Origin of the sequence: Microcoleus pseudofavosus SVA1_A4 (assembly GCF_036700565.1) — a bacterium.
In the GTDB taxonomy this organism is placed as follows: domain Bacteria; phylum Cyanobacteriota; class Cyanobacteriia; order Cyanobacteriales; family Microcoleaceae; genus Microcoleus.
Window position 1 is genome coordinate 1 of the sequence record NZ_JAUBPE010000144.1, and the last position, 6,678, is coordinate 6,678.

General features: G+C 45.4%; 7 protein-coding genes, 1 tRNA gene and 1 pseudogene. 6 read left to right on the forward strand and 3 right to left on the reverse strand.

Going from position 1 to position 6,678, the window contains the following annotated elements:
* The first annotated feature begins 77 nt into the window (after positions 1-77).
* Complete coding sequence (locus QUA02_RS33795; RefSeq protein WP_445305248.1) at positions 78-392, forward strand: DUF2290 domain-containing protein; 315 nt, start codon at positions 78-80, stop codon at positions 390-392.
* 161 nt (positions 393-553) lie between these two features.
* Here QUA02_RS33795 and QUA02_RS32525 read toward each other — a convergent pair whose 3' ends face one another.
* Both QUA02_RS32525 and QUA02_RS32530 read right to left on the reverse strand, forming a co-directional pair.
* Positions 554-1,279 carry a DEAD/DEAH box helicase family protein gene (locus QUA02_RS32525; RefSeq protein WP_333033852.1) on the reverse strand — a complete coding sequence of 242 codons (726 nt, stop codon included), beginning with the start codon at positions 1,277-1,279 and terminating at the stop codon, positions 554-556.
* A gap of 113 nt (positions 1,280-1,392) precedes the next feature.
* Positions 1,393-1,463: transfer RNA gene (locus tag QUA02_RS32530), tRNA-Cys, on the reverse strand.
* Between the two features lie 202 nt (positions 1,464-1,665).
* Here QUA02_RS32530 and cpdA point away from each other — a divergent pair.
* The 3 genes from cpdA to QUA02_RS32545 all read left to right on the forward strand — a co-directional run bounded on the left by cpdA (position 1,666) and on the right by QUA02_RS32545 (position 5,096).
* A complete protein-coding gene (gene cpdA, locus QUA02_RS32535; RefSeq protein WP_333033854.1) occupies positions 1,666-2,445 on the forward strand; it encodes a 3',5'-cyclic-AMP phosphodiesterase in 780 nt (259 codons plus the stop codon).
* A gap of 191 nt (positions 2,446-2,636) precedes the next feature.
* A complete protein-coding gene (locus tag QUA02_RS32540; RefSeq protein ID WP_333033855.1) occupies positions 2,637-4,115 on the forward strand; it encodes an alpha-amylase in 1,479 nt (492 codons plus the stop codon).
* A gap of 204 nt (positions 4,116-4,319) precedes the next feature.
* Positions 4,320-5,096 carry an SDR family oxidoreductase gene (locus QUA02_RS32545; protein ID WP_333033856.1) on the forward strand — a complete coding sequence of 259 codons (777 nt, stop codon included), beginning with the start codon at positions 4,320-4,322 and terminating at the stop codon, positions 5,094-5,096.
* A 125-nt stretch (positions 5,097-5,221) separates the two neighbouring features.
* Here the strand turns inward: QUA02_RS32545 and cofG are convergent, their stop codons facing one another.
* Complete coding sequence (gene cofG / locus QUA02_RS32550; protein WP_333033857.1) at positions 5,222-6,172, reverse strand: 7,8-didemethyl-8-hydroxy-5-deazariboflavin synthase subunit CofG; 951 nt, start codon at positions 6,170-6,172, stop codon at positions 5,222-5,224.
* A gap of 3 nt (positions 6,173-6,175) precedes the next feature.
* Here cofG and QUA02_RS32555 point away from each other — a divergent pair, with 3 nt between their 5' ends.
* Complete coding sequence (locus tag QUA02_RS32555) at positions 6,176-6,391, forward strand: hypothetical protein (protein WP_333033858.1); 216 nt, start codon at positions 6,176-6,178, stop codon at positions 6,389-6,391.
* Between the two features lie 141 nt (positions 6,392-6,532).
* Positions 6,533-6,678: pseudogene (locus QUA02_RS32560) on the forward strand (photosystem II q(b) protein); the annotation flags it as partial.

Below are 6,678 nucleotides of genomic sequence, written 5' to 3' on the forward strand. Positions count from 1 at the left end.
ATTTTAAATCACCCTAACCTTCCTTCAGTCTTGTCTTATGGTACTCTGGCTGCTTAAAAACTGTCCGAACTATTGTTATAGATGAAGCTAAGTTAAAGAATGCTGTAACACCAGTAAGATATGATTATGATGAAAGCCTTCATGATCCACCTGTTCATTCTACTTCACATCTACACTTAGGTTTTCAAAATGAAATAAGGATTCCAAGTAAGTATCTTCTAACGCCACATGCTTTTGTAGCTTTTATTATCAGACATATCTATTGGAGAAGATGGAAAACTTTAATGAATGATAATAAATTTTGCTCAATTTATTATGTAAAAAGTGAGTGTCACTCTTTAAATAGAACCTTGTTTACAAGTGATGAGGAAAAAGATTTTTATATTACTTGACAACTCTAGCTTTAGCTTGTTTTTGCTTGTATATAAACATAAATCATCTGACAAAATGGTTGAGCGAGATAGAAGAGGAGAGTTGCATTATTGCAATTGATGGGGGGAGTTATCATTTCGCCTCCAAACGGGAGAGGATGCAGTTTGTACTGGGAATAGAGTTAGTGTTTGCGGCGTTCTATGAGGAAATGTCTTGCGATCGCGATCGCCTGTGCTGCTAATGCCCTGCGATCGACTAAAAACAGAATCCGCTTGGCAACCTTCGCCTCTAGCAACCGATAAATTTGAGCAACTGTGAGAAAGGTTTTGCCAGTACCCGTGGCCATAGCCACCAGCATCGCTCGTTTGCCTTTGACGATCGCTGATTCTGTGGCAGCGATCGCCTTTTCCTGGTAGGGGCGAAGCCTCTCAATTTGCTTAATCGGAGTATTCTGCAACCGAGTATAACTGGCAGCTTGGTCATGCTCAAACATTTCTGTTAAGGCATCCGCTGTATGAAAACTGGCAATTTCCCGAAAGATATTGAGTTCGCCTCTAACATCCAGAAAATAAATATTTTCGCCATTCGTAGAGTAGAGAAAAGGCACTCGGTAGCCTCGCCAATTTCCAATCCCATTAAACACCCCCCGCGAGTAGCGCTTTGCTTGTTCCAAAACATTTTGTGCGCCAACCGCTACTTTTTTGGCTTCAACAACACCCAAAAGCCGTCCTTTGACAAACAAGGCATAATCAGCCGGGCCATTGGCTGTAGGATATTCCTCAACTGCATGGCATTTCAGCGCGGAAGTATCCAACCCATCTCGATATTTGACAATCTGCCAATTGAGTGACTTCAGCTTAGTATTAATTCTCTGTTTTCTGGTTTTCGACTCAGATTCTTGGCTCATCTTTGTTTGCTGTTATAAAGCTAGAACTCAAGAAGATTTTCGCAGTGGACTTGAGCACTCTCGCTATATCCTGTTAACCTTCTCGATCGCCCCACATCTCACACAAATAAAAAAGGCGGCACCCAGATTTGAACTGGGGGTGGAGGTTTTGCAGACCTCTGCCTTACCACTTGGCTATGCCGCCGTCACGTCTGAAATTTGACGTTTTCTTATAGTACACCAAATCTCGAAAATTTTAACATACCTGTCAAAAATTTCGTGAAGCGCAGCTATCCCGAACGCGCCTGCGTTCTCGAAGGGTAGGGAATCGCCCTTTTTTTCCCATATCGCCAAAACCCCTGTGGGAAGGTACTCTAGAACTATAGCAACGACCCGCAACACCAGCCATGACACCAGTTTCTCCCCTACTCGTCGCCCAAATCACCGACACTCACTTGTTTGCAGAGCTCGATCGAGAATGGAAAGGCCTCTCAACAGCCCGCACCCTCCAAGCAGTTCTAGATCGCCTGCAACAGATACAGCCACGGCCCGACTTACTCCTACTCACAGGCGACTTGTCCCAAGACGAAACACCCGAATCCTACCAGCGCCTAGTCTCCCTCATCGCCCCCCTCGGAATACCCGCCTACTGGATACCTGGGAACCACGACAACATCCCAGTCATGGCAGAAATCTTAAATCAGTCGCCTCTTTCCCCAGAAAAATCCTGGATGCTAGGAAACTGGCAATTTCTATTACTTTCGAGTGTGGAAGCCGGATGCGACGGCGGGCGGCTTTCTCCAGATAGCTTGCATTGGCTGGACTCTCAACTGCAACAAACCGGCGATCGACCTGTTATCATTGCCTTGCACCATCATCCTTTGCCGATCGACTCTGAAATAATGGATGGAATGATGCTGCACAATGCCGATGAATTTTTGGCAATTGTCGATCGATACCCTCAAATCAAAATCGTTCTTTGCGGCCACATTCACCAAGAATTTCAACAACAGCGGGGCTCAGTTACCTACTTGGGGACACCCAGCACCTGCATCCAGCTTTTACCGAAAAGTCATCCGATTATCCTTGACGAAATCCCCCCGGGATTTAGATTGCTTGAATTGGCGATCGACGGTACTTGGAACACCAGAGTTGAGCGAGTTGCTGCAAAATCGCCACCACATTAATATTCTTTAGTCTGCCTAAAATAATTAGTATCAAATTTAGATTCTGTTGTCAATATATCAACAGATAGATTTTTTTTAGCAGCCCCATCTTTTATGATATTTATTAACCATAGATTGCAGACATACGTAAACTAGCGAGCTACGAACATAAATGTCGATCGCAATTTGACAAAACAGGAAAAACTAAATTTATGTCTGAACTAAATGGCGTGATGATGCAGTATTTCCACTGGTACAGCCCCGACGACGGCAGCCTGTGGAATCAGCTAGCGAAATCTGCAAAAGATTTAGCCAAAAAAGGCGTTACATCCCTGTGGTTGCCGCCAGCCTATAAAGGAACCGGCGGCGGTATGGATGTGGGTTACGGCGTCTACGACTTATTCGATTTAGGCGAGTTCGACCAAAAAGGGTCGGTACGCACGAAATACGGCACAAAAGATGAGTATTTGGCCGCGATTAAAGCTGCACAAGATGCAGGAATTAGGATTTATGCCGATGTTGTCTTCAACCACAAATTAGGTGCCGATGCAGAAGAAGAATCCGAAGCCACACCCTTCAATCCCGACAACCGGAATGACACCGTAGGCGAATATCAAAAAATCAAAGCTTGGACGCATTTTACCTTCCCCGGCCGCGACAAAAAATATTCCAGCATGGAGTGGCATTGGTGGCATTTTGACGCCATTGATTACAACGTTTACAACACAGAAACCCATGCCGTTTACCTGCTCAAAGGCAAAGAATTCGATCGAGGAGTAGACTTAGAAAAAGGCAATTTTGACTACCTCATGGGTTGCGATTTAGATATGGACAACCCAGAAGTCACCGGGGAGTTAAAATACTGGGGTGAGTGGTATGTCGATACAACAAACGTTGACGGCTTTCGCTTCGATGCCGTCAAACACGTTAAAGCAGAATTTTTCCAAGAATGGTTGGAACACGTCCGTAACTATGCCCAACGCGACCTATTTGCCGTAGGCGAATATTGGTCTTACGAAGTGGAAGCTTTGCACAGCTTCATTACAGCAACCGATGGTAAAGTCACCTTATTTGACGCACCCCTCCACTACAACTTCCACGCTGCTAGCAAGGCCGGCAATAGCTACGACTTGCGAACAATTTTTGATAACACCCTCGTCCAACAGCAACCAGCCCTCGCCGTTACCTTGGTTGACAACCATGATTCTCAACCATTACAATCCCTAGAATCTGTTGTCGAGGCTTGGTTTAAACCTCTTGCCTACGCTTTAATCTTGCTGCGAAGCGAAGGATATCCGTGCATTTTTTACCCGGACTATTACGGCGATAACTATAAGGATACAGCAAACGATGGCAACGAATACGAGATTTGGTTAGACAAACATCAGTTTCTTCTCGATAAATTCTTGTTAGCGCGCCAAACTTATTCCTACGGCAATCAGTACGATTACTTCGACCACGCCAATACCATTGGCTGGACGCGACTCGGAACTGAAGAACATCCGGGCGGCATGGCTGTGGTACTCAGTAACGGAGACGAGGGCACCAAGTTTATGGAAGTAGGGCAACCGAATCGAACTTATATTGACATCACCGAACACATCAAAGAACCAATCACAACTAATGACGATGGTTGGGGTGATTTTCGGTGTAACGCCGGTTCTGTTTCGGTCTGGGTGCCGCAGCAGTAAGGACTGCGTTAAAATTGACGTACTCCTCTGCCTAAAGTAGGGTGCGCAGTGCGCACCTTACCGCTATAATTATTACCTCAAACTACTTTTTACTTTCACGATTTTGATGACGGAAACTTGTTTTTAGTGAGGACTAAAGTCCTCTCAGTCTAATCCTATTTTTATGCTATGCGATCGCCCAAAAAAATATTTATCTAAAAAAATATGAAACTTTCAGAAAAAGTTGCAGTTATTACCGGCGGTGGGTCGGGAATTGGTCATGCAGCAGCAATTTTAATGGCCAAGGAAGGCGCAAAAGTTGCTATTATCGATCGCATTTTGGAAACCGGGCAAGAAACCGTCCGCCAGTTGGTCAATGAAGGAGGCTGCGGGCTGGCTATTGCTGCAGATGTTGGGGATTCTCAGCAAATGCAACAAGCATTTAAAACAATTTTTGACGAATATCAAAGAATTGATATTGTGTTTGCAAATGCGGGTATTAACGGTGTATGGTCGCCGATAGAGGAGATAGAACCCGGTGAGTGGGATCGGACAATTAACACCAACCTCAGAGGAACATTTTTGACTGTTAAGTATGCTGTTCCTCATCTGAAAAAACAAGGAGGTTCGATTGTCATTACATCATCAATTAATGGCACCAGAAGTTTCAGGAAAGTTGGTGCCACGGCCTACGCTTGTTCAAAAGCTGCCCAAGTAGCCTTTGCAAAAATGCTGGCGCTAGAACTCGCAGCCTGCCAAATTAGAGTCAATGTGATCTGTCCGGGCGGGGTGCTAACTGCCATTGAGGAAAGCACCGTTAAGCGCCATATCGAGCGCATTCCAGTCGACCCTGATTCCATTCAAGACATGATTCCTTTGACGGATAATACGGCCGGTTCTAGCGAAGAAGTCGCCCAATTAGTGTTATTTCTGGTATCACATTCCTCCAGCTTCATCACAGGTACTGAAGTCTGGATTGATGGTGGCGGTTCTTTGATTTAAAATATCAATATATTATATCAATTCCTGTTTCACCGGAATGATAGCAACTCTGGACACGGCAGTGCCGTTTCCCTACCCCCAAAATAATATTGTAGGGAAACGGCACTGCCGTCTCCTGATAGTGTCTAAGGACTAACTCTCCAGTGTTTGACAGCACTTTGCAATGTCTGCGGCAGCCACTTATCGTACTGAGGATAAACAGGCAAACGCTGCACAAGTTGCCATCCCGATGCTGCTAAAATTTCTGTTAAAGTTTGGTGTTGCAAGTGAGGATAATCGGGATTAACTTCATCCCGCGGCCCAATTCCTCCTAAATCTCTAGCACCTGCTTCTAAACAAGCAAGTAATATGTCTGGCCGTGCAACTAAATTTGGGGGAATTTGCAGCCTGATTTCAGATGGTAAAATGCTGCGGGCGATCGCAATTACTTCCGGCATTTTTGTAGCATCAAAAACTTCGCCGTCCCAACTTTGTTGATTTCCCGGACTGTGAGGCTGCAGGATAACTTCTTGAATGTGATTGCAGGGCGAATGAATCCGGGCGATCGCCTCTAATGTCTCCACCCAATCGGCCTCACTTTCCCCAATTCCCAGCAGCAAACCAGTTGTGAACGGAATCTTTAATTCCCCAGCCCATTCTAACTGTTGCAGCCGCAGCGCCGGCACTTTACTCGGTGCGTGTCGGTGAACCGTTTGCAACAAATCTGGGGCAAGCTGTTCTAGCATCAGCCCCATCGATACATTCACCTCTTTTAACTTTGCCATCTCCTCAAAACTGAGCGGCCCCACATTAGTATGCGGCAAAAATCCCAGAGCAAGTGCCAGTTCGCACAAATCGTAAATCCGCTGCAACCAAGCTTTTCGCCGTTTACTTTGGGGATGTACCTCGCCACTGAGGATGAGAATTTCAATTACACCTTGAGGAAGCAGCAACTTAAGCTGTTTTTCGGCTTCTGCGAGTGTCAGCCAAGGACTTTGCAGGGGTTCTGCCCGAAAATTGCAATAGGTGCAGCGGTTATAACACTCGTAAGTGGGAACCAGAGTATAAGCAGGGCTGTATGTGATGGTGCGGGACATTCCTTGGGATTTTTATCGATCGGACTTACGCAACAACATATATCTGTCAGTACGAGTTTTGCGGTTGGCGATCGCAATCCTTCATGTATCTTAACACTGACGCCCGTCCCGAATCTGGTTGTCCAGCTAAATTATGAGCATTCTGCTTCTCGTGCGATCGCCCGCAAATTCCGCATTTTGCTTTTAAAATCCCCAGACAGCAAGCTTTATAGCCTCTAATCAGCTCTGCTTATGACAGTTATTACAAAAATTGTGCTTAAAACCCCTTTACAAACTGAAATAAAAGGTTTATGTTTATTTACATGGCGGAACACAAAGCCGTCACGAACATTGAAAACCAAATAAAGCAATCATAAAACCATGACCACAACCTTACAGCAGCGCGAAAGCGCCAACCTGTGGGATCAGTTTTGCAACTGGGTAACATCCACCGACAACCGCATTTATGTAGGTTGGTTCGGCGTCTTGATGATTCCCACCTTGCTGAGCGCCACCATCTGCTACAT